22 protein-coding genes are annotated in these 20,133 nt (G+C 72.9%); 12 read left to right on the top strand and 10 right to left on the bottom strand.

Annotated features, from left to right (window positions below; genetic code table 11):
* The first annotated feature begins 43 nt into the window (after window positions 1-43).
* The 5 genes from AB0L59_RS09240 (at window position 44) to AB0L59_RS09220 (ending at window position 5,559) form a co-directional block, all read left to right on the top strand.
* Complete coding sequence (locus AB0L59_RS09240) at window positions 44-1,435, top strand: serine/threonine-protein kinase (protein ID WP_365581139.1); 1,392 nt, start codon at window positions 44-46, stop codon at window positions 1,433-1,435.
* Between the two features lie 152 nt (window positions 1,436-1,587).
* Window positions 1,588-2,283, top strand: coding sequence for a DUF4232 domain-containing protein (locus AB0L59_RS09235; protein ID WP_365581137.1), 696 nt, complete (start codon window positions 1,588-1,590; stop codon window positions 2,281-2,283).
* Window positions 2,284-2,479: 196 nt separating this feature from the next.
* A complete protein-coding gene (locus tag AB0L59_RS09230) occupies window positions 2,480-3,721 on the top strand; it encodes a hypothetical protein (RefSeq protein ID WP_365581136.1) in 1,242 nt (413 codons plus the stop codon).
* Between the two features lie 63 nt (window positions 3,722-3,784).
* Entirely contained in the window at window positions 3,785-5,038 is a 1,254-nt protein-coding gene (locus AB0L59_RS09225; RefSeq protein ID WP_365581603.1) for an arsenic transporter, read from the top strand.
* 29 nt (window positions 5,039-5,067) lie between these two features.
* Entirely contained in the window at window positions 5,068-5,559 is a 492-nt protein-coding gene (locus AB0L59_RS09220) for a universal stress protein (RefSeq protein WP_365581134.1), read from the top strand.
* 1 nt (window position 5,560) lies between these two features.
* Here AB0L59_RS09220 and AB0L59_RS09215 read toward each other — a convergent pair whose 3' ends face one another.
* Both AB0L59_RS09215 and AB0L59_RS09210 read right to left on the bottom strand, forming a co-directional pair.
* Window positions 5,561-7,618 carry a ricin-type beta-trefoil lectin domain protein gene (locus tag AB0L59_RS09215; protein ID WP_365581132.1) on the bottom strand — a complete coding sequence of 686 codons (2,058 nt, stop codon included), beginning with the start codon at window positions 7,616-7,618 and terminating at the stop codon, window positions 5,561-5,563.
* 214 nt (window positions 7,619-7,832) lie between these two features.
* Window positions 7,833-8,795: a helix-turn-helix domain-containing protein gene (locus AB0L59_RS09210; protein ID WP_365581130.1), complete on the bottom strand. Its 963-nt coding sequence runs from the start codon at window positions 8,793-8,795 to the stop codon at window positions 7,833-7,835.
* Window positions 8,796-8,860: 65 nt separating this feature from the next.
* Between AB0L59_RS09210 and AB0L59_RS09205 the strand changes: the two genes are divergently transcribed.
* Window positions 8,861-9,670, top strand: a complete 810-nt coding sequence (locus tag AB0L59_RS09205; RefSeq protein WP_365581128.1) for a phytanoyl-CoA dioxygenase family protein — start codon at window positions 8,861-8,863, stop codon at window positions 9,668-9,670.
* Between the two features lie 43 nt (window positions 9,671-9,713).
* On the opposite strand, the gene AB0L59_RS09200 is transcribed toward AB0L59_RS09205, so the two are convergent.
* Complete coding sequence (locus AB0L59_RS09200; protein WP_365581126.1) at window positions 9,714-10,682, bottom strand: aldo/keto reductase; 969 nt, start codon at window positions 10,680-10,682, stop codon at window positions 9,714-9,716.
* Between the two features lie 140 nt (window positions 10,683-10,822).
* Between AB0L59_RS09200 and AB0L59_RS09195 the strand changes: the two genes are divergently transcribed.
* Window positions 10,823-11,692 carry an endo alpha-1,4 polygalactosaminidase gene (locus AB0L59_RS09195; protein ID WP_365581124.1) on the top strand — a complete coding sequence of 290 codons (870 nt, stop codon included), beginning with the start codon at window positions 10,823-10,825 and terminating at the stop codon, window positions 11,690-11,692.
* Window positions 11,693-11,842: 150 nt separating this feature from the next.
* Complete coding sequence (locus tag AB0L59_RS09190) at window positions 11,843-12,697, top strand: hypothetical protein (RefSeq protein WP_365581123.1); 855 nt, start codon at window positions 11,843-11,845, stop codon at window positions 12,695-12,697.
* On the opposite strand, the gene AB0L59_RS09185 is transcribed toward AB0L59_RS09190, so the two are convergent.
* Window positions 12,694-13,218, bottom strand: coding sequence for a flavoprotein (locus AB0L59_RS09185; RefSeq protein ID WP_365581122.1), 525 nt, complete (start codon window positions 13,216-13,218; stop codon window positions 12,694-12,696). The two genes, AB0L59_RS09190 and AB0L59_RS09185, sit on opposite strands and share 4 nt — an antisense overlap.
* Window positions 13,219-13,227: 9 nt before the next feature.
* A complete protein-coding gene (locus AB0L59_RS09180) occupies window positions 13,228-13,686 on the bottom strand; it encodes a nuclear transport factor 2 family protein (RefSeq protein ID WP_365581120.1) in 459 nt (152 codons plus the stop codon).
* Window positions 13,687-13,809: 123 nt separating this feature from the next.
* On the opposite strand from AB0L59_RS09180, the gene AB0L59_RS09175 reads away from it, so the two are divergent.
* On the top strand, window positions 13,810-14,397 hold the full coding sequence (locus AB0L59_RS09175; RefSeq protein ID WP_365581601.1) for a helix-turn-helix domain-containing protein: 588 nt from the start codon (window positions 13,810-13,812) through the stop codon (window positions 14,395-14,397).
* On the opposite strand, the gene AB0L59_RS09170 is transcribed toward AB0L59_RS09175, so the two are convergent.
* The 3 genes from AB0L59_RS09170 to AB0L59_RS09160 form a co-directional block, all read right to left on the bottom strand.
* The gene (locus tag AB0L59_RS09170) at window positions 14,372-14,578 is read right to left on the bottom strand and encodes a ferredoxin (protein WP_365581119.1); all 207 of its coding nucleotides are present in this window, start codon (window positions 14,576-14,578) and stop codon (window positions 14,372-14,374) included. The two genes, AB0L59_RS09175 and AB0L59_RS09170, sit on opposite strands and share 26 nt — an antisense overlap.
* A gap of 12 nt (window positions 14,579-14,590) precedes the next feature.
* Window positions 14,591-15,820, bottom strand: coding sequence for a cytochrome P450 (locus AB0L59_RS09165; protein WP_365581117.1), 1,230 nt, complete (start codon window positions 15,818-15,820; stop codon window positions 14,591-14,593).
* A 168-nt stretch (window positions 15,821-15,988) separates the two neighbouring features.
* Window positions 15,989-16,426, bottom strand: a complete 438-nt coding sequence (locus AB0L59_RS09160) for a hypothetical protein (protein ID WP_365581116.1) — start codon at window positions 16,424-16,426, stop codon at window positions 15,989-15,991.
* A gap of 95 nt (window positions 16,427-16,521) precedes the next feature.
* Between AB0L59_RS09160 and AB0L59_RS09155 the strand changes: the two genes are divergently transcribed.
* Entirely contained in the window at window positions 16,522-16,971 is a 450-nt protein-coding gene (locus AB0L59_RS09155; protein ID WP_365581114.1) for a nitroreductase family deazaflavin-dependent oxidoreductase, read from the top strand.
* A 79-nt stretch (window positions 16,972-17,050) separates the two neighbouring features.
* On the opposite strand, the gene AB0L59_RS09150 is transcribed toward AB0L59_RS09155, so the two are convergent.
* Window positions 17,051-17,977 (bottom strand): cation diffusion facilitator family transporter, encoded by a 927-nt coding sequence (locus AB0L59_RS09150; RefSeq protein ID WP_365581599.1) that lies wholly within the window; start codon window positions 17,975-17,977, stop codon window positions 17,051-17,053.
* 272 nt (window positions 17,978-18,249) lie between these two features.
* Between AB0L59_RS09150 and AB0L59_RS09145 the strand changes: the two genes are divergently transcribed.
* Entirely contained in the window at window positions 18,250-19,266 is a 1,017-nt protein-coding gene (locus AB0L59_RS09145) for a glutathione S-transferase C-terminal domain-containing protein (protein WP_365581113.1), read from the top strand.
* Between the two features lie 28 nt (window positions 19,267-19,294).
* Entirely contained in the window at window positions 19,295-19,597 is a 303-nt protein-coding gene (locus tag AB0L59_RS09140; protein ID WP_365581111.1) for a DUF4235 domain-containing protein, read from the top strand.
* 103 nt (window positions 19,598-19,700) lie between these two features.
* Here the strand turns inward: AB0L59_RS09140 and AB0L59_RS09135 are convergent, their stop codons facing one another.
* Window positions 19,701-20,093 (bottom strand): VOC family protein, encoded by a 393-nt coding sequence (locus tag AB0L59_RS09135; RefSeq protein WP_365581110.1) that lies wholly within the window; start codon window positions 20,091-20,093, stop codon window positions 19,701-19,703.
* Window positions 20,094-20,133 lie beyond the last annotated feature (40 nt).

Below are 20,133 nucleotides of genomic sequence, written 5' to 3'. Positions count from 1 at the left end.
GGGCCCTCCTCCAAGTCGATCTCAGGCCAGGCATGATAGTCGTATGCACTCCCTGGATCGGATCGGCCGCTACCGCCTGGAACGGCCGCTGGGCACCGGCGCCTTCGCCACGGTGTGGCTCGCCCACGACGAAGAGCTTCAGGCTCCCGTCGCGGTCAAGGTCCTCGCCGAGAACTGGTCGCACCGGCTCGACATCAGGGACCGCTTCCTGTCGGAGGCCCGGCTGCTGCGCCGGGCCGGCTCCAGCCGGGTGGTGCAGGTCTACGACATCGGTGAACTGCAGGACGGCAGGCCGTACTTCGTGATGGAGTACGCCGACGGCGGCACCCTCGCCGATCTGCTGGCGGCCGGTCCGCTGCCGGTGGACCACGCGCTCGCGCTGACGGCCGAGGCCGCCCGAGCCGCCGCCGCGCTGCACGAGGCGGGCATCGTGCACCGGGACATCAAGCCGACGAATGTGCTGCTGCACACCGCCCCGGACGGCACCCGGCGGGTGCTGCTGGCAGACCTCGGGCTGGCCAAGAGCCTCGCGCAGGCCTCGGTGCTCACGCTGGCCGCGGGCTCGGCCGGCTACCAGCCGCCGGAGCAGGCCGAGCCCGGTGCGGGGATCGACGAGCGGGCCGACGTCTACAGTCTGGGCGCGGTCGGCTACGAGCTGGTCACCGGGAGTGTGCCGGGCCCGCCGGGCAGGGTCGTACCGCCCGGGCGGCTGCGGCCGGACCTCGACGAGGGCGTGGAGCGGGCGCTGCTGCGCGCGCTGGAGCCGGAGCGGGCGCGGCGCTGGCCCGGCGCACAGGCGTTCGCGAACGAGCTGGACCGGCTGGCGGCGGGGCCGTCGGCGCTCCGGGCCGGCCGCCGGCTCGACGGCGTCCGCGGCCGGCTGAACGCGATGACGCTGGCCCTGGCCGCGGTGCTCGCCGCCGCCGCGGCCGCGGCCGCGGTGACCGTGCTGATCCACGGCGGCGGCGCCTCGGACGAGGTGCGGGTCGCGGACTCGACCGGGCGAGTGGTCGTGAAGGTGCCGGCCGGCTTCGGCCGCGAACTGCGCGACTCGGGCTGGAACCCGAGCGCGCTGGGGCTCGCCAAGGGGCACGAACCGGGGCTGGTGGTCGCCGACGACCTGAACCGGTGGTCCGATCTGGGGGCGCCGGTGGACGGGGTGTTCGTAGGGCTGAGCGAGCACGGCGACGTAGCCGCGAAGGTGAAGGCCCTCGACCACGCCGGCTGCCACTACTCCGGCAGCCGCACCTTCACCGACGGCGACTGGCGCGGCGTGGTGCGGGCGTGGAGCGGCTGCCCGGACGGCGGCTCGGTCACGGAGTCCGCACTGGACCCGGCGGACGGCACGACACAGCCTCAGGTGTACGTGCAGGTGCGCGAGCGGGGCGTCAAGGACGCGACCGACGCGATACTCCGTTCGCTGAGCGTGACCTGACCGGCGTCTGGCCAGGGTCACGGCGGGGAAAAGAACCCAGCGTGTGCCGAACCTTTCCGGCGCTGTGCGCATCGGAGTGTGATGACGGCGCACTCGGCGCCGTAGGCACGCGTCCTGGTCGCGTGCCATGATCAACAGGAGTGTTGAGCGACATGGTGTACACACCCCGGTCCGCGCGGCACGGGGCCCTGCTCGTGGGCACGGTCGCCGTGCTGGGCCTCCTGACCGCCTGTGGCAACGGCAAGGACGTCCACAGCAATCCGCCGGTGACGGCCTCGGGTACGGCCGCGCCTGCGACCGGCACCACGGGGAGCCCGGCGTCCGGCTCCGCCACCCCGGGCGCTCCGGTCACCGGCGGCGGTGTTTCCCCCTCCGGTTCGAAGGCGGTGCCCTCCGCGAGCGGCGGCGGTGCGACCACGGCCGCGGCGAGCACCCGCTGCCACACCTCCGAGCTCGGGGCCTCGGTGGGCCGCAACGACCCGGGCGCCGGCCAGGAGAACTTCCCCGTCGTCCTCACCAACAAGTCCGGCCGGACCTGCACCCTGCGCGGCTATCCGGGCGCGGCGTTCGTGACCGGCTCCGGCAGCCAGCTCGGCCCCGACCCCAAGCGTGAGTCGGGCTCCCCGGCCACGATCACCCTGCACCCGGGGCAGAGCGCCTGGGCGGGGCTGACCTTCTCCAACCCCGGTATCAGCGGCGCCAAGACGGCCACCCCGGCCGCGCTGCTCGTCACTCCCCCGGACGAGCGGGACTCGCTGAAGGTCGCGTGGACGGCAGGAGCGGTGCCCGTCTCCGGGAGCTCGTCGTCCGTCTTCCTGTCGGTGTTCAGCCCCGGCACCGCCCCCTGAGCTGCCCGGACGCCCCGAGAACCCCGCCGCCCACTCCCCCGGGCAGCGGGGTTCCTCATGTTCGCGCCACAACTGTCACAGGACGGCAACAGGCGCCACGGGCCGCGATCTTTCCCCCGGCTTCCGTCATCGAACCCGTCGACCCACACCGGCGAGCAGGCCCCACGGGGGCCGTGACAAGGAAATCGGGGAGAAGATGAGCGGGATCTCACGCAGGCGGGTGCTGACGGCGGGCGCGGCGGCGGGTGCCCTGGGCACGCTGGCCGCGTGCTCCTCCGGCACCGGCCTCCGCGTCGACGGGCCGGACCGGGACGGCAAGGGCACCGCCCAGGCCCGGCCGGTGAAGCCGATCGGCGACGGCTCCACGGCCGACACCGGCGCCCAACCGCACCAGCCGGTGCCGGTCCGGCTGAAGCCGGGTCAGAAGCCCCCGCAGTTCGTGGTGTTCTCCTGGGACGGGGCGGGCGAGCTGAGCAACCAGCTGTTCTCCCGGTTCCGCAAGGTCGCCGCCGACCACGGCGCCAGGATGACCTTCTTCCTCAGCGGCATCTACGCGCTGCCGGAGTCCAAGAAGCACCTCTACCGCCCGCCGCAGCACCCGGTCGGCGCCTCCGCCATCGGCTACCTCGCCGACCGGCACATCCACGCCACCCTCCAGCAGGTGCGGGCCGCCTGGCTGGAGGGCCACGAGATCGGCACCCACTTCAACGGGCACTTCTGCGGCGCGACCGGCGTGCGCAACTGGTCCCCGGCCGAGTGGCGCAGCGAGATCGAGCAGGCGATGGCGTTCGTGACGCAGTGGAAGACGAACACCGGCTTCACCGACCTCGAACCGCTGCCCTTCGACTACCGCAAGGAGCTGATCGGCGGCCGCACCCCCTGCCTGGAGGGCCAGTCGAATCTGCTGCCCACCGCGGCCGCGCTCGGCTGGAAGTACGACGCCAGCTCCCCCGGCGGCCTGCAGATCTGGCCGAGCAAGGTGCAGGGCGGGAGGATCTGGGACTTCCCGCTGCAGTCCATACCCTTCCCCGGGCACTCCTTCCAGGTGCTGTCGATGGACTACAACATGATGTTCAACCAGTCCGGCGGCAACCCCAACGGCGACCGCACCCGGTACGACGTCTGGCGCTCACAGGCCCGCGACGCGTATGTCGCCGGTTTCCAGCGCGCCTACGAGTCCAACCGCGCTCCCTTCTTCATCGGCAACCACTTCGAGCGCTGGAACGGCGGCATCTACATGGACGCCGTCGAGGAGGCGATCGGGAAGATGGCGGCCTACGGCGACGACGTGCGCTTCGTGTCGTTCAAGCAGCTCGTGGCCTGGCTGGAGGCGCAGGACCCGGCGGTGCTGCGCAAGCTGCGCACGCTCGTGCCGGGGCAGGCCCCGGTGGGCGGCTGGGAGGAGTTCCTGGGCGCGGCGGGCAGCCGTTCGTCGTAAGCCGTTCAAGGTCGTCTGTTTTCATGGGCGGGCACCGTCTGATCGATCCCGGAAGGACCCGCCCTGAACACCCCGCTCGCCGAGGCCCTGTCCGCCGTACTGCTCGTCGCCGTACTCGCCTGGGCCGTCGTACGGCCGTTCGGCTGGCCGGAGGCGGTCATGGCCGTCCCCGCCGCCGGCGTCGCGATCGCCACCGGCGCGATCTCGGTGGATCACGCCCGGGCCGAGGCGGAGCGGCTCGGACCGGTGATCGGCTTTCTCGCGGCGGTGCTGGTGCTCGCCCACTACTGCGACGTGGAGGGGCTGTTCCGGGCGTGCGGGGCGTGGATGGCACGGTGGGCGGCCGGAAGTCCCGTACGGCTGCTGACGGCGGTCTTCGCGCTCGCCTCCGCCATCACCGCCGTGCTCAGCCTGGACGCGACGATCGTGCTGCTCACCCCGGTGGTGTTCGCCACGGCCGCGCGCACCGGCGTACGCCCGAAGCCGCACGTCTACGCCTGCACGCACCTGTCGAACACGGCATCGCTGCTGCTGCCGGTGTCCAACCTGACGAACCTGCTCGCGTTCGCGGCGAGCGGGCTGAGCTTCACCCGGTTCGCGGCGCTGATGGCGCTGCCGTGGCTGGTGGCGATCGGCGCCGAGTATCTGGTGTTCCGGCGGTTCTTCGCCCGGGATCTGGCGGCGGCGGCACCGGCGGGCCAGGACGCCGGTGAGGCGCCGGAGCCGCCGCTGTTCGCGCTGGTGACCGTCGCCTGCACGCTGGCCGGGTTCGTGGTGGCGTCGGCGTTCGGCGTGGAGCCTGCCTGGGTCGCCACGGCGGGCGCGCTGGTACTGGCCGGGCGGGCGCTGGTCCGCCGGAAGGCGACCCCCCTGACCGTCGTACGGGCCGCGGCCCCGGGGTTTCTCGCGTTCGTGCTGGCCCTGGGCGTCGTGGTGCGAGCGGTCGTCGACAACGGGCTCGCGGACGTGCTCGGGCACGTGGTACCGGGCGGCACCGGTCTGCCCGCGCTGCTGGGCATCGCCGCGCTGGCCGCGCTGCTGGCCAACCTGATCAACAATCTCCCCGCGGTGCTGGTCCTGCTGCCGCTGGCCGCGCCGGCCGGGCCGGGGGCCGTACTCGCGGTGCTGCTCGGCGTGAACATCGGCCCCAACCTGACCTACGCCGGGTCGCTGGCGACGCTGCTGTGGCGGCGGATCGTGCACCAGCACGACCACGGCGTGGATCTCGGGGAGTTCACCCGGCTGGGCCTGATCGCGGTGCCGTCCTCCCTGGCCGTGGCGGTGGTGGCACTGTGGGGGTCGCTACGGGTTCTGTGAGGTTTCGTGTGCCGAGGGAGGACGACCGGATGCGTGTGATCGCCTGGCTCACCGAGGGCACCTGGCCCGCCTGCGTGGACGCCGTGCGCGGCCACGCACCCGACACCGCCGAGGTGGTGCTGCTGCACGTCAGCGGGCCCGAGGTCCCCGGCCTCGCGCACGGCGCGTACGCGGGGCTGCTCGGGCGTGGACACCCGGAGCGCGACCCCGGTGCCCTGCTGGAGACGCTCGGCGGCAGTTCGGCGGCCGAGCTGCTGGACGCGGCGGCGGAGCGCCTCGGCCGGCCATGCGGGCGCGAGGAGCGGTCGGGCCGGGTCGAGCGGGAGGTGGTGGCCGCCGCCGAGGGCGCCGATCTGCTGGTCCTGGCCCGGGACGGCGACCGGTCCCGGCTCGGGCCGAAGAGCCTCGGCCCGGCGGTTCGGTTCGCCGTCGACCACGCGCCCTGCCCGGTGCTGCTGGTGTGGCCGGAGGCGGCCCCGGGGCTCGGCACGATCCCGCCGGCGCCGCCGCACCGCCCCTGAGTCAGCGGTGGTGGCGCCCGCCTCCTCCGTAGCCCCCGCCGCTGCCGTACCCCCCGCCGTCCCCTCCGCAGTAGTACGGGTACGCGGAACAGGGGTCGACCGTGGCGGACGGCGTGGCCGTCGGGCTCGATCCCTTGGCCGTCGGGGCCGGGGCCGGGGTCCGGGCCGGTGCGGACGTGGTCCCGGAGGCCTTGGGGGCGGGCGTCGCGCCGGGGGTCGTCCGGGGTGGGGCGGCGCTCGGTGACGGACTGCCGGCACTGTCCCAGTTGACGTTCTGCATCTGCAGGTCGGGCTTGGCGGTGTCGACGGCCCAGCGCTGGGCGGCGCCGGGGGCTCGGTTCTTGAGGACCAGGGCGCCGGAGCCGTCCGTGGCGGCCGGGGTGAGGGCCAGGTCCTGGTTCCAGCGGGGTATCAGGGCGCCCTGGAGGGTGAAGTCGTAGCGGATGTTCCGGCCGGCCTTGCCGGTGGCCGAACAGGGGGCGAGGCGGACCGAGTAGCCGAGGTGGGAGTCCAGGCAGAGGTCGGGCGCGGCGGAGTTGCGCAGCAGCCCGTCGGTCTCGTACGTCCACTGCTGGCCCGGTGCCGCGGAGCAGGCGGCGAGTTCGGTCTCGGCGCCCTCGACGGCCTTCTTCCCGACGACGCCGACGCACAGGCCGGAGGCGAGGTTGTGCAGCCGGCCGTGCAGGGCGCCCTGACCCGCCGTGTTGGCCCCGGCCCAGGAGGCGCCCGGACCGGCGGTGTCCTTGCCCGGCGCCGGGGAGGTGGTGCCGCCGGCCGGTTCCGGCCCGTGGCCGTCGCCCAGCACCGACCACAGCACCAGGGGCAGCACGACCAGACCGCTGACGGTGACGACGGCCAGGGCGAGATGGCGGCGCCGGGCGCGGCGGGCGCGGGCGGCACGATGGGTCGAGCGGCCGGAGGGGACGGTCTCCCCGGCGTCGGCCGGCGCTCCGACGGCGGCGGAGCGTCGGCGGTGCGGGCCCTCGGCTGCGCCACTCCCGAGTTCGGCGGAGTCGCTCCCGTCCTTCGGCTCGGCGAGAGCACCCTTCCGTCGGAACCCGGTGCCGCTCCGGCGCACGCGCTCGCCGGAACCCCTCCGATGCCCGGCCTCCGCGGAGCCGGCCCCGCCCGCCGGCTCGTCGGCGCCGTCCCCGTGGCCGGGCTCGTCGGAAGCGGCCCGGTGCGGGGGCGCGGCGGTCGGGAAGGCCTCGCCGGAGGGGGGTGCGACGGTCTCGGGGCGCGGGGCCGGGCCGGCCGGCTCCTCGGCGCGGCGCGCCCGGGACTCCAGGTATGCCCGGGCGCCCCAGCCGAGCACCGCTTCGGCGAGGGCGAGCCCGAGTCCCGTGTTGAACGCGACGAGTTGGTCGGCGGTCCCGCTGCAGTGAGCGCACCCGGCCAGGTGCTGGTGCAGGTCGGGGTCGATGTCGACACCGCCCCGCCGGAAGGTCACGTCGAGCATGCGCTGATAGCGGCGGCACTCGGTCTCGGGCGCGAGTTCGCGGTGGACCTGGAGGCACTCCTCACGCACTCGTTCCCGGGCCCGGTGGAGCTCGACCGCGACGTCCTCCTCGTCCAGGCCGAGCAGAGCCGCGGGTACGGCCAAGGGGTCACCCTCGACCTCGGTGTGCCAGAGCACGGCACGCGAGGTCTGGGGCACGCGCTGGAAGGCGCGGGACAACTGCCGACGGCCGGGCGGCGGCAGCAGCCGGGTGGCGGCGCGCTCACCGGCCTCGCCGGACCGCAGCGCCGGATGGAGGAGTTCCCGGCGGCCGTCGGTGTCCCATTCGGCCGCGATCCGGCGGACGGCGACCAGCACCTGGGGCCGCCAGGCGGCGGTCGGGCCGGCCTGCCGGAGCGATTCCCCGAACAGCCGGGTGAAGGCGGCGGTGGTGAGCATGCCGGCGGCGCGCGTCCCGTCCGTGCACAACCGGGCGTAGGCGAAGGCCGCTTCCCAGTGCCGGTCGAGGAGCTCACCCACCGGATGGAGTGCGGGTGTCCCTCCCGTCCACTTCTTCAGCTCGGCACTCAGTTGTTCGTCCGACAGGCCGGCCTCATTCACGACTGCATTCCTCCAGACGTGATACGGAATTAGTCCATACCAACCAGTATGGGAAGGTGGTGTGCTGCTCGAACGTCCACCTGAGGCGGCTCTTTTGAAGCGTGGGGGGTGTACGGGGAGCGGCCTGGCGCATACAGCGGGAATGCGATGTGCCTGCGCGCCGACAGCGCACACTTTTGCACAGTCGCGCACGCGCGAACAAGGGATCTCCCGATTATCGACAACTGCGTGCGGCACGGCCCCTTATTGACTCGAGTTCAGGTGAATCCTTTTCTTCCTCTTGTCGCCGTTCGCCCGCCCGGTACGCGCCGGGCGGCACTCCGTAGCGTTCCCGGAAGATGCGGCTGAAATGGAAGGGGCTGGTGAATCCGGAGGCCGCCGCCACCCGTTCCACCGTCAGGTCGCCGGCCTCCAGCAGCCGGGCCGCGTGCAGCAGCCGGGCCTCGCGCACGGCCCGCATCGGGGGCCGGCCGGTGCGCAGGGTGAACAGGTGGGCGAGGCGGGACGGGGACAGCGCGACGCTCTCGGCGAGCGAGCGGACGCTGTGCGGCGCGCCGGGGTCGGCGGCGATCAGCTCCTCGGCGCGGCGCACCCGGGCGTCGTCATCCGTCGCGGGCGGCGGTGTCCGCGCCCCGCCGGCGGCGAGGAGGACGACCTCTTCCAGTGCGCACAAAGCCAGTTCCCGCGCGAGGCTGCCGTGGGCCACGGCCACCGGGTCCGGCTCGCCCGGCGCACCCGCGCCCGGTTCGCGGGCGTCGGCGAGCATCCGGTCGAACGCCGCCTCGATCCGGGCGCGCAGGGCCCCCGGTACGGATGCGACGGCGTACAGGCCGTCGGACACGGCGTACGGGGCGAGCCATGGCGTCCAGGTCGGGCGGGCCTGGCAGTGCGTCCACCAGAAGCGCCAGCGCTCGGCGCCGGGCGCCACGGTGTAGTGGTGGGCGGTGCCCGGAGCGAGCACCACGAGATCCCCTGCGCCGGCACGGACCCGGGCGGCGCCCTGCCGCAGCAGACCGCCGCCGCCCAGGGTGAAGGTGAACAGCCAGCTGCCCGATCCCCGGTGCCGGTGCACGCCGTAGCCCGGCCGCTGGTCGTAGCGGCCGGTCACCACCAGTCCGGGCGGCGGGGACGGGGCGGCGGCAGCCGTCCCGGGCAGGTCGTCAGCACGCACAGGCATCCTCCTGTCGGGCCGGTCGGCCTAGCGTGGCGGAGAGGTGACCACCGGATTCGGGGAGCGGACACATGAGGGCCACGGACATCGGCGCCATCCTGCCCGAGGGGCTCCGCGGACGGTTCGAGGAGGACGGCTTCACCGTCGTACGCGGGCTGTTCGGCCGGGACGAGACCGAGCGGCTGTGCACCGCCTTCGACGCGCTGCACGCGGCCGGCCCGGTGCCGGGACGCTTCGAGCCCCGTCCCGGGGACCCGGATCCGCTGCGCCGGTATCCGCGGGTGATGCAGCCGCACGAATTCAGCCCGGTCGCCAGGGAGTTCCTGCTGGACGCCCGGCTGCGGGCGGTGCTGGAGGTGCTGTTCGGCGAGGAGGTGCTGGCGGCGCAGAGCATGTTCTACTTCAAGCCGCCGGGTGCGCGCGGGCAGGCGCTGCACCAGGACAACTTCTATCTGCGCGTCGAGCCGGGCACATGCGTGGCGGCCTGGGTGGCCTGCGAGCCGATCGACCGGGACAACGGCGGGCTCGAGGTGGTCCCGGGCACCCACCGGATGGACCTGTTCTGCCCCGAACTCGCCGACGAACAGGTCTCGTTCGCCCGCGAGTACGTTCCGCCGCCGACCGGGCTGACCCCGACTCCCGTGGACCTGGCGCCGGGTGACGCGCTGTTCTTCAACGGCAGCCTGGTGCACGGCTCCGGGCCGAACCGCACCGCCGACCGGTTCCGGCGCTCTTTCATCGGGCACTACGTGGGCCGTTCGGCCGAGCGAATCGGGGCGTACTACAGGACGTTGAGCATGTCCGGGGAGCGGGTGCCGTTGCCGGAGAGCGAGGGGGCGGGTCCGTGCGGCAGGGAGTTCGAGCCGCACGGGCCGCATTGAGTACGTGGTGGGTTCGGCCGGCGTCGGCCGCGGGCCGTTCGTTTCAGTGACCGCTGATCTCGCGCGCCGTATAGGGCTGCTCCAACTCCTCGATCTCCTTCCCGGTCAGCTCCAGGTCCACGGCCGCCGTCGCGTCCTCGATGTGCCGCGGCTTGGCGGCGCCGACGATCGGTGCGGCCACCGTGTCCTGGTGCAGCAGCCAGGCGAGCGCCACCTGGGCGCGGGGGACGCCCCGGTCGTTCGCGATCCGGGTGACGGCCTCGACGATCGAGCGGTCGCTCTCCAGGTACAGACGGCTGCCGAAGTTGTCGCTGGCGCTGCGCTCGGTGACCGTGCCCCAGTCACGAGTGAGGCGGCCCCGGGCGAGCGGGCTCCACGGCAGCACACCGACGCCCTGGTCCGCGCAGAGCGGCAGCATCTCCCGCTCCTCCTCGCGGTAGAGGAGGTTGTAGTGGTTCTGCATGGACACGAACCGGGTCCAGCCGCCCAGGTCCGCCGTGTACTGCAGCTTGGAGAACTCCCAGGCGTACATCGAACTCGCCCCGAGGTAGCGGACCTTGCCCGCCTTGACCAGGTCGTGCAGCGCCTCCATCGTCTCCTCGACGGGGGTCGCGTGGTCGTAGCGGTGGATCTGGTAGAGGTCGACGTAGTCGGTGCCGAGGCGGCGCAGGCTGTGGTCGATCTCGGTCATGATGGCCTTGCGGGACAGTCCGGCCCCGTTGGGGCCCGGCCGCATCCGGCCGTTCAGCTTGGTGGCCAGCACGATCTCGTCGCGGTCGGCGAAGTCGCGCAGGGCCTTGCCGACGATCTCCTCGCTGGTGCCGTCGGAGTACACGTTGGCGGTGTCGAAGAAGTTGATGCCCGCCTCCAGCGCCTGCCGGATGAGGGGGCGGGAGGCCTCCTCGTCGAGGGTCCACTCGTGGACGCCGCGGTCGGGCAGGCCGTAGGTCATGCAGCCCAGACAGATCCGTGACACGTCCAGGCCCGTCGAACCGAGCTTCACGTACTGCATCGTTGCTGCTCCTGCCTTCGGGACGATGGTCGACAACGAGCCTACGACGTGACCCGGCGCCGACTTGACGACCGAAGTGTGCGGGCGATTTGATCCTGCCACGCGCCGCGCCGCCCCGGCGTGGGCAGGACGGAGCGTACGTGCGCCCGAAGGGTGTTGCCCGCGCCGCGCGCTCCCGGCGGACCGCGGGCGCCCTGGCGGTGGCCCTGGTCGTCACCCTGCCGGCCCTGTCCGGCTGCGACTCCCGTGGCTCCGGCGGTTCCGGCGGCACGGGCAGGCGGAGCTCGCCGCAGCCCGCCGCGGTGCGGCTGCCCCCGCGCCATGCCGGGTTCGACTACCAGATCGGCGGCGCCTATCCCCCGGCCGAGGGTGTACGGATCGTCAGCCGCGACCGCTCCGGCTCCCCCGCGCCCGGCCTGTACAACATCTGCTACGTCAACGCCTTCCAGGCCCAGCCCGAGGAGCGCTCCTCCTGGCCGGCCGACCTGCTGCTGCGCGACGCGCACGGCAGGGCCGTCATCGACGAGGACTGGAACGAGGCGCTGCTCGACATCGGCACCCCGGCCAAGAGGGAGCGGGTGGCCGAGCGCGTGAACCGGTGGATCGACGGCTGCGCGAAGAAGGGCTTCGACGCGGTCGAGCCGGACAACTACGACAGCTACACCCGCTCCCGTCACCTGCTCACCGCGGCCGACGCGACCGCCTTCATCACTCTGCTGTCCCGGCACGCGCACGCCCGGCGGCTGGCTGTCGCGCAGAAGAACACCGCCGACCTGGCAGGTGTGCGCAGGCGGGCCGGACTGGACTTCGCGGTGACGGAGGAGTGCGGGCGGTACGACGAGTGCGGGGTGTACGCCACGGCCTTCGACGACCGGGTCGTGGACGTCGAGTACACCGGCGCCGGACTGCGCGCGGCGCTCGCCCACTGGGGCGACCGGCTGAGCATCGTCCGCCGGGACCGGGAGGTGTCCACGCCGGGAAGCAAGGGGTACGTCCGCGAGGTCCGCTGAGGACGCGCCCGGGGACGCGTCCGGGCGGACGCCTTGCTGCCCTCAGGTGACCGTGCGGCGTGGGAGGCGGTGGATTGTCGTACCGTCAGCTCATCCTCGGCGCAGACGACCGGCATCCGGCCGGTCTCGGCCGCCTCGGAGGAACACGCGGTGCCGACTCGCCCCACCACCACCTTGAAAATCCTGGCCGGAGCAGCGCTGCTGCCGCTGGCCCTCGTCACCCCCGCCTGCGCACAGTCCGTCGCCGCGCCGGCACCCGAGACCCCGGCGACCCTCTGCTCGGCTGCCGGCACGCTGCACGGCGCCCATGGCGAGCAAGCCGACGTCAGCCTGTGTGCGGACACCGGCGTCCCGAGATTCAACATCACGGCTCCCGCGACCTGCCGGGTGTCCGGCGTCCGGGTCCGGTACGCCTGTCGCACCGAGGGCACCTGGAAGGCCACCCGGTCCGGCAAGACCATGGGCACCGGAACGCTGCCCGGCTCGGGCCTGTACCCCGGCCCGGGCACCTACGAGCTCACCGCCACCGTCCGCGTGCGGTCGACGCCCTCGGGTGTCGACCTGAAGGGCACGGTGCGGGCCACCGTGGCGCTGACCGCGCCCAAGGCGAAGGCGACGCACTCCGTCACCGTCGACAAGACCGTGCTGCGCCGCAACGCCACGACCACCGTGACGTACACGATCCACCGGGACAGTGACGAGGGCGACGGCAACGCCCGTCTGGGGATGATCGGCCAGGAGGGCACCGGGCTGCGGATCAGCACGGCCGACAGCCGCTGCGTCAACCCGCTGGTGGGCCGGTACCCGTCGAAGGCCCGGCTGGCACACTCCCTGGACTGCACGGTGACCGAGCTGCAGCCCGGCCGCCCGGAGACGCTCAAGGTCCGCTTCATCGTCGGGGCGAAGTGCTCCACGGTGGTCTCGAAGCTCGGCTACTGGGTGCCGAAGGGCCAGGACATGTTCACCGGGAACATGCTGGCGGGGCCGACGCTGACCTGCCGCTAGAGCAGCTCCAGCGCCCGCTCCCAGGCGAGGTCGGGCCGGCTGCCGTCCGGCCGGACCTCACCCGTGTACGGGTCGCCGAAGCGGACGCCCATACCGCGCAGCCGCTCCACGCTGTCCCGGTAGGCGGGATGGGCGGCCAGCGCGTCGGCGACACAGGGCAGGACGGCGATCGGTATGGCCAGGCCCGCGGCCTCGCACAGGGTGCCGAGCGCGAGGGTGTCGGCGATCCCGGCCGCCCACTTGTTGACGGTGTTGAAGGTGGCGGGTGCCACCACGACGGCGTCCGGCGGCGGGAAAGGACGCGGGTCGGCCGGCGTGCGCCAGGCGGATCTGACGGGACGGCCCGTCTGCGCCGCGACGGCTGCGGCGTCGAAGAAGCCGCCCATGGCGACCGGCGTGGCGATGACGCCGACCTCCCAGCCCCGTGCCTGGGCGGCTGCGATGAGCTTGCTGACGCCCGCGGCGATCCCGGCCGCGCAGACGACGACGTAGAGGAAGGGTTGCTCGGCCTGTTCGGTCATCCGGGAACCCTACTGAAGCGGGAAGGACACCCCTCGCTCGGCCTCGGGGCGCGGGCCGTGGACGCGGCGCTCCTTCTCCTCGATGGGTACGTCGTTGATGCTGGCCTCGCGCCGGGTCATCAGGCCGTGCTCGTCGAACTCCCAGAGTTCGTTGCCGTAGGAGCGCCACCACTGGCCGTCGGCGTCGTGGGACTCGTACTGGAAGCGGACGGCGATGCGGTTGCCGTCGAAGGCCCACAGGTCCTTGCGCAGCGCGTAGTCGAGCTCGCGCTGCCACTTGGCGGTGAGGAACGCGACGATCTCGTCCCGGCCCGTGACGAAGGTGTCGCGGTTGCGCCAGACCGAGTCCTCGGAGTAGGCGAGCGCCACCTTGTGCGGGTCACGGGTGTTCCAGGCGTCCTCGGCGGCCTGGACCTTCTGCGCGGCCCTCTCGCGGGTGAACGGCGGCAGGGGTGGACGGTCGGCCATGGTCTCCTCCTGGGCTCGGACGACCCCGGAGAACGATCGTTCTCCAGTGGCTGCTACCATAGGAGAACGCTCGTTCTCGCGTCAAGGATCCCGTCAAGGGGGCAAGGAGCGCCGATGCCGCCGATGGACACCACCGTCGCCCGGGCGCGGGCGCTCGACGCCGCTGAGGACTTGTTCTACGCCCGCGGCATACAGGCCGTCGGCATGGACGAACTCCGCGGCGCCTCAGGGCTGTCGCTCAAGCGCCTGTACCAGCTGTTCCCGGCCAAGGAGCAGCTCGTCGCGGCCTACCTGGCCCGACGGGACGAGCGCTGGCGCCGGCGTCTGGCCGAGCACGTCGCACGGGAGCGGGACCCGCGGGGACGGATCCCGGCCGTGTTCGACTGGCTGCAGGAGTGGTTCGGCGAGGACGGCTTCCGCGGCTGCGCCTGGATCAACGCCTACGGCGAGCTGGGCACGACGTCCGCCCTGGTGGCCGAGCAGGTGCGCGCCCACAAGGAGGCGTTCCGGGGATACCTGGCCTCGCTCGTGGACGCGGCGGAGCTGCCCGCCGCGCTCACCGGCCCCCTCTTCCTGCTGGCCGAGGGAGCGATGGTCACGGCGGGCGTCACGGGCTGTGCGCGGCCGGCGGCCGAGGCCCGCGAGGCGGCGCGGGTCCTGGTGGCGGCCGCCGGCGCGGACGGGATCAGCCGGTGGTCTCCGACACCGTGATCGCGCCGACCGGGCAGGCGCGGGCCGCCTCCTTGACCATCGGGTCGTCCGTGCCGTCCTCGTGCCCGGGGAGCAGGGTGCTGAAGCCGTCGTCGTCCTGGGTGAAGACCTTGGGGGCGGCGAGTGCGCACTGCCCCGCGCCGATGCAGACGTTCGTGTCGATGCTGACCTTGAATCGCATGAGCTGAGCCTCTTACCAGGTCACGGGGAGTTCCAGCATCCCCTGGATCGTGTCGCCGCGCTTGAAGGGGATTTCCTCGGCCGGGACGGCGAGGCGCAGGTCCGGCAGCCGGGACAGCAGCGCGCCGAGGGCGATCTCCAGTTCGGCGCGGGCCAGGTTCTGGCCCAGGCACTGGTGGATGCCGAAGCCGAAGGCCACGTGATGGCGGGCGGCACGGTGGAAGTCCAGCGCGTCGGGGTCCTCGTACTGGGCCGGGTCGCGGTTGATCACCGAGGTCGAGAAGAGCACGCCCTCCCCGGCCCGGATCGTCTGCCCCTCGATCTCGATGTCCTCCAGCGCCACCCGTTGCAGTCCCTCCGCGATGGAGAGGATCCGCATCAGCTCCTCGACGGCGGCGGGCAGCAGGGCCGGGTCGGCACGCAACTCGGCCAGCCGTTCGGGGTGCTGGAGCAGCGTGAACGTGCCCAGCGAGATCATGTTGGCAGTGGTCTCGTGGCCCGCGACCAGCAGGATCAGGGCCAGGGACACGACCTCGGCCCGCTCCAGGTCGCCGTCGCGCAGCTGCCGGTGGACGAGGTCGTCGAGGATGCCGTCGCCGGGCTCGGCCTCCTCGGCCTTGTCCTCGATCAGCCCCCCGATGTACTTCTCCAGCCGGGTGCGGGCGGCGACGGCCTCGTCAGCCGTCCGGCCGCGCAGCAGTTTGCGGGACTGCTCCTCGAAGAACTCGTGGTCGGCGTACGGCACGCCGAGCAGATAGCAGATCACCGTCGACGGCACGGGCAGCGCGAAGGCCGAGACGAGTTCGGCGGGCGGCCCCTGGGCGATCATCCGGTCCAGCAGCTCGTCCACGACCCGCTGGATCCAGGGCCGCAGCTCGCCGGCGCGCCGGACGGTGAACTCGGGGATCATCATCCGCCGCTGCCGGTTGTGTTCCGGGTCGTCCAGACCGAGCAGCGCCACCCGGCGGTCCCGGATGCCCTGGAAGCGCTCCGCGGGCACGGGGAATTCGGGGTGGCGGCGGTCGGAGGACAGCCGGGGGTCGGAGAGCAGGGCGCGGGCGGCCGCGTGCCCGGTCACGGCCCAGACCTCACGGCCGTCGAAGAGGGTGACGCGCGAGAGGGGGCGCCCGTCGCGCAGCGGCTGGTATCCGGTGGGTGGGTGGTAGGGACAGGTGCGGTCCTGCGGGAAGGCGACGGGGGCGGCCCGGTGCTCGGGGCCGGTGATGTCCGTCAGTTCCGTCATGGAAGACCTCGCAGACGATGTAGTGCGTCGTGCCGATCTTCATTAGATGCCTCGGGCACCTAATGGGTCGACGAAAAGTTCGGCCACTTCGGTGATGCGTGTGATCTGGCCGAAGTCAGGTGGGTCGGAGGGGCGGATTCCGGCCGCGGTGGGGCTCGCGTCCACCGGTCATGCCGGTCGACGGCTCCCACCGGCCGGGGCGAAGGCCCGCTCGACGGCCGGACTGCCCTCGTACACATGGTGCCGTACGACCATATCGCCCCACACCGGCCTATGCAGGACGAAACGGTCAGCCATGGGCGCGGCCGGTCGTGCGGCCGTCTGCCGGGGGACGCCGGGCACGACCGCGTCCTCGCCGGCGACGAGGATCCTGCCGGCGCGGCCGTGCTCCTCCTCCGGCCGGTCGAGGCGCCGGACGCAGCCCTCGGCGTCCCACTCGGCGATCGGCTCCGGGCCCCTGCCCGATCCTGCGGACGGCTCCTCGCGCCGGACGACGGGACGTGGCTGGTGCTCACGGGGGAGCAACTCCCCCGGGACGGACGGCCGGGCCGCGCACCGCGGTGCCGGGTCCGGCGGCCGCACCGCCATCGCCGCGGAGTTCGTCACCCCGTCGGCCCAAGCGGTGCGCGGTACGGATGATTCACGGCGCCGCCGGTGTTGAATGCCAGACACCTGTTGGACCGACGAAGGGGACGGATCCCATGCCTCTTGAGGGCGAGTACGAGCCCAGCCCGACGCAGTGGGTGCGCGAGCAGGTCGAGCTGTACGAGAGCTCCGGCGGGACGAAGGGCACGACGCTCATGGACACCGGGATGCCGGTCGTCTTGCTGACCACCCGGGGCGCGAAGAGCGGAAAGATCCGCAAGACGCCGCTGATGCGGGTGGAGCACGAGGGCACGTACGCGGTGGTCGCCTCGCTGGGCGGCGCGCCCAAGCACCCGGTGTGGTACTTCAACATCACGTCCGATCCGCACGTCGAGCTGCAGGACGGGCCGGTCAGGCGGGACATGAGGGCCCGTGAGGTCACCGGCGAGGAGAAGGCCCGGTGGTGGGAGCGGGCCGTCGCCGCGTACCCGCCGTACGCCGACTACCAGAAGAAGACCTCGCGGGAGATCCCGGTCTTCGTCCTGGAGCCGCTCGGCGAGAACTGAATCGCGCCGGGAAGCAGCCGGATACAGAAAAATCCACGCCGGGGAGGTGTGAACCCGCCTCGGGGAGGGCACTCGAGCGTCAGGCCCCGCCGCGTTCCCCCGTCGCGGCGGGGCCCTCTTGCGCCTCGCCCGCCGGCCGGTCGGTCACGTCCAGGAAGATCTGGTCGGCCTCGGGAAACATCCGGGCCAGGGACCGCTTGATGCGTACGGAGACCTCCTCCACCCGCTCGCTGTCCAGGCCCGGCGCCAGGTCGATGCGGGCGGCCACCAGGGTGGAGTCGAGGCCCAGCTTCATCGTCAACAGCGCCTCCACGCTGTCGATCTCCGGCTGGGCCCGCAGCAGCGAGTGGATGCGGCCGCTCAGCTCCGGGTCGGCGGCCTCGCCGATGAGCTGGTCGCGGGCGTCGCGGCCCAGCCGGTAGGCGACGTACACCAGCAGCACGCCGATCGCCAGCGAGGCGGACGCCTCCCATGCGACCTGCCCGGTCGCCATGTGCAGGGCCATGCCGGCGAGGGCGAGCGTCACGCCGAGGACCGCCGTGCCGTCCTCGGCGACCACCGTGCGCAGCGCCGGGTCGCTGAGCGCACCGAGGCCGCCACCCTGCCGGCGCACCTGGTGCAGGGCCCGCAGCAGCGAGACACCCTCGGCCACGAGGGCCACGCCCAGCACGATCAGACCCGCCACATAGCCGCTGAACTTCTCCTGCGTGCCCTGACGCAGTGCTGAGGCACCCTGGAAGAAGGAGAAGCAGCCGCCCATGACGAAGATGCCGACTGCGGCGAGGAGGGACCAGAAGAAGCGTTCCTTGCCGTAGCCGAAGGGGTGCCGCCGGTCCGCAGGGCGGCGGCTGCGGCGCAGCGCGGCCAGCAGGAACACCTCGTTGAGGCTGTCGGCGACGGAGTGCGCGGCCTCCGACAGCAGGGCGGGCGAGCCCGCGACGACACCGCCGGCGGCCTTCGCGACGGCGATCACCAGGTTGGCGGCGAGTGCCACCAGCACGGTGATCTTCGTGTGCCGGTCGGCGCCGGAACCCCGGCCAGGTGTCCCACCCCTTCCCTCGCCGGCGTCCGCGCCCGTATGCGGGGCGGCGCCGGCCCGGTCTTCGGCCCTGCGTACGGCGGTGTCCGCGTCCTCGGCCGTAGGCGCGGCGCTCTGCGGTTCGGAGGATGTCCCGCTCACCTAACGCCGACTGCCCCCGGGCAGGCGGATCACACCGTGCGGGCGGCGGAAAACGGGGAACGCGGTGCCGGAGGAGCAGCGGGCGGCGAGGAGGAGACATGGAAGGCGACGGCAACCGTTCCTACGGGCACAAGGCGTTCTCCCGGTCCAGGAGCCACTTCGCGGACCGCATCACCGCGGACGGCCGGGACGGCTGGCCGGTGGAGGCGGGCCGTTACCGGCTGGTCGTCTCGCGCGCCTGTCCGTGGGCGAGCCGGGCCGTGATCGCGCGCCGGCTGCTGGGCCTGGAGGACGCACTGTCGATGGCGGTCGCGGACCCGATCCAGGACGACCGCAGCTGGCGGTTCACCCTGGACCCGGACGGCCGGGACCCGGTGCTCGGCATACGGTTCCTCAGCGAGGCCTACGACCGGCGGGAAACCGGTTACCCGGGCGGCGTCAGCGTACCCGCGGTCGTGGACGTGCCCAGCGGGGGCCTGGTCACCAACGACTACCAGCGGCTCACTCTCGACCTGGCCACCGAGTGGACGGCCCTGCACCGCGCGGGCGCGCCCGACCTGTACCCGGACGGCCGGCGCGAGGAGATCGACCAGGTGATGGCCGAGGTGTACGAGGACGTGAACAACGGCGTGTACCGCGCCGGGTTCGCCACGAACCAGAAGGAGTACGAGGAGGCCTGTACGGGCGTATTCCGGCGGCTGGAACTGATCGCCGAGCGGCTGGCCGTACAGCGGTATCTGGTCGGCGACACCCTCACGGAAGCGGACATCCGGCTGTTCACCACGCTGGTGCGGTTCGACGCCGTCTACCACGGCCACTTCAAGTGCAACCGCTGGAAGCTGACGGAGAACCCGGTGCTGTGGGCCTACGCGCGGGACCTGTTCCAGACACCCGGGTTCGGCGACACCGTCGACTTCGACCACATCAAGCGGCACTACTACCAGGTGCACACCGGCATCAACCCGACCGGGATCGTGCCGCTCGGCCCCGACCTCGCCGGCTGGCTGACTTCGCACCACCGCGAGCAGTTGGGCGGCCGGCCGTTCGGGGACGGTACGGCTCCGGGTCCGGTGCGCCCCGGCGAACGGGTGGCCCCCGAAGGACGGCCCGCATGAGGGCCCAGCGACGAGGAAGAAGTGACACATGGCCAAGACAAAGAAGAAGAAGCTTCCCTTCGTCTACCAGCCCATCGGTTTCGTGCTGAGCTGGGCGAGCGGGGCGGTGGCCGGTATGGCCTTTCAGAAGGCGTGGAAGACCATCCGGCACGAGGACGACGCGCCCGACGCCCTGGACCCGGACCGCGGCTGGGGTGAGATCCTGCTGGCCGCAGCGGTCCAGGGGGCGATCTTCGCGGTGGTGCGAAGTGCGGTGGACCGCACGGGGGCGAAGGCCATCGCTCGGTCGACGGGGCAGTGGCCGGTGGCCGACAAGGGCGGCCGGGACTGAGGCGGTGCGGCCCGGCGCAGCACCGCGTGGGGGGCGGGCTGCGCCCGGCCGCGGGTGCGTACCGGCTCCCGGCTGCGGGTGCGTTGCGGCCGCTCCGGGCCGTTCAGCCCTGTTTCGGCGCCGTCGCCGGCACCACGCGCAGGGTGAAGGAGTGGCCGGCGGGGTCGGCGTAGCCGCGTTCCTCGTACGGCCCCGCCGCACCCTTGGTGTCGATCGGCCGGCCGCCGAGCGACACCACCCGGCGCTCCGCCTCGTCCAGGTCCTCGACCAGGAAATCGAGATGGGCCTGGAGGGAGTTCTCCGGTCGCGGCCAGCTGGGCGGGGTGGCGTTCACATCACGGCGGAAGGCCAGCCGGACGCCGTCGGCGCCCCGGACCTCCACCAGGTTCGCCGAGGCGTCCGTCTGCTCACCCTCCAGCAACTCCCTGTAGAACTCGGCGAGTTTCTCGGGCTCGGCGCAGTCCAGCACCAACACGCCTGCCTTCACCAGTGCCATGCTTCCTCCCGGGGATGTCCTCATGCTCCGGATATCCCGG

It is taken from the genome of Streptomyces sp. NPDC052109 (genome assembly GCF_040680195.1).
In the GTDB taxonomy this organism is placed as follows: domain Bacteria; phylum Actinomycetota; class Actinomycetes; order Streptomycetales; family Streptomycetaceae; genus Streptomyces.
This window is presented reverse-complemented; position numbering and strand designations above follow the sequence as displayed.